The organism is Rhodococcus sp. 05-2256-B1, assembly GCF_002258465.1.
Lineage (GTDB): Bacteria > Actinomycetota > Actinomycetes > Mycobacteriales > Mycobacteriaceae > Rhodococcoides > Rhodococcoides fascians.
The window spans coordinates 1-1,784 of record NZ_NOZA01000007.1; the positions used below are offsets into that span (position 1 = coordinate 1).

Below are 1,784 nucleotides of genomic sequence, written 5' to 3' on the forward strand. Positions count from 1 at the left end.
GAGGGGCTGTTGCATTTTGATGGTGGGGTGTCTCGAGTGTCGAGGCACCCCATTGTCGGTGGTGCGGGACAATGTGTTGGTGGCGAAGGGTTATCGACCGGTTGATCGTGATCAACAGTTTCTGATTCCACCGGACATGCGCGAATGGTTACCGGCGGAGCATCCGGTATGGATGCTGATCGACATCGTCGACACGCATCTGGACACCTCTGTCTTTCATGCCGGCCGGCGCACCGGTGGGGTCGGGCGCGCCGGATACGACCCGGACATGCTGCTCACGCTGCTGATCTGGGCTTGGTCGAAAGGGATGCGGTCTTCACGTCAGATCGAATCCGCATGCACCGATGTGGTGTCCTACCGGGTCATCTGCGCCGGCGATGCCCCCGATCACGCCACGATCTCCAGGTTCCGTAAAGACAACCATGCAGCCTGCGAGTCGCTGTTCGCGCAGGTGCTGACGTTGGCAGCGCGGGTCGGTTTGGGGTCGTTGGGGACCATCGCTCTCGACGGGGTCAAGATCGCCTCGAACGCCTCCATCGGAGCCAACCGCAGCGCGGACGGATTGCGCGCCGCCGCCGAAGCCGAGGCAGCGAACGCTGCTCAGGCCCGGGCGCGCGAGATCGCCGCCGCCGCGGCCGCGGCGCATGCCGACGTCGATGCTGCCGAGGACGAACTCTACGGCGAAGACGACCCGGGCCCGGGTCGGGTTCCGGCCGAGTTGGCCGATCCGACCACGCGATCGAAGCGGATCGCTGAAGCGTTGGCGCAGATCGAAGCCGAAGACGATGCCCGCGAGAAGGCCGCGAAGTCAGCCGCCGAGGGCCACCTCGAGCGTCTCGACGCGGGAGCGTCCCCGGCGGGTCGGGTACCGCTTGCCGCGCAGGTAGCTGCTGCTCACCGGCGTCTTGCACGGGAAATTGCACGCCATGAGGCCACCGAGGCGCGGTATCGGCAGCGAGCCGACGCCGCTGCGCGTCGCGGCGGGAAACCGAAAGGCAAGGTTCCGGTTCCGGTCGAGGATCATCACCGCGTGATCGCCGCACGCGCATCGGTCGCCGCAGCCCTCGCCCAGTCCGCCGCCCGTGAGCAGACAACGCCAACGGTGGTGCGGCGCAACATCACCGATCCGGATTCTCGGATGCAGCCGCTGCGAGGTGGTGGCTGGGTGCAGGGCTACAACTGCCAAGCATTCACCGCCGAGGACGGCATCATCATCGCCACCGGCGTCGGCACCAGCCCCTCCGATGTCACCTACTACGAGCAGATGGTCGACAAAGCGGTCGCTGCGGCGGCAGTGATCGCCGACCATGCACCGGCCGAGGCCGAGTCGCCGTCGATCGGAATCATGCTCTTCGACGCCGGCTATTGTTCGATCGAGAACCTCGACGCACCGGGCCCGGACCGGTTGATCGCCACCGGGAAATCGCGGACACTCGAAGCCGCCGCTGCCGCGGCCGTAGCTACGCCGGTATCGGATCCTGCACCACCACAGGGTAATTCGATTACCAGGATGGCCGAACGATTAGCCACCCCGGAGGGAATCGCAACGTACCGCAAACGGTCTCACATCGCCGAGACACCGTTCGGACATGCCAAACACAACCTCGGATTCCGGCGATTCACCAGCCGCGGCGTCGACCGGGCGACGAGTGAGTGGTCCTTCCACGCCGCGGTGCACAACATCGGCAAGATTCTCACCCACCTGACCGCAACACACACCGTAGCGCTGGCCTGAATGAGCACCCCAGGGCCGAAAAAGAGGTGACCCGGGCATCGAACCCGAG

The 1,784-nt window shown here is 65.7% G+C and carries 1 protein-coding gene; it reads left to right on the top strand.

The window, feature by feature from the left end; genetic code table 11:
* Positions 1-73 precede the first annotated feature (73 nt).
* Positions 74-1,735: a transposase gene (locus CH285_RS00870; RefSeq protein WP_441347009.1), complete on the top strand. Its 1,662-nt coding sequence runs from the start codon at positions 74-76 to the stop codon at positions 1,733-1,735.
* Positions 1,736-1,784: the final 49 nt, after the last annotated feature.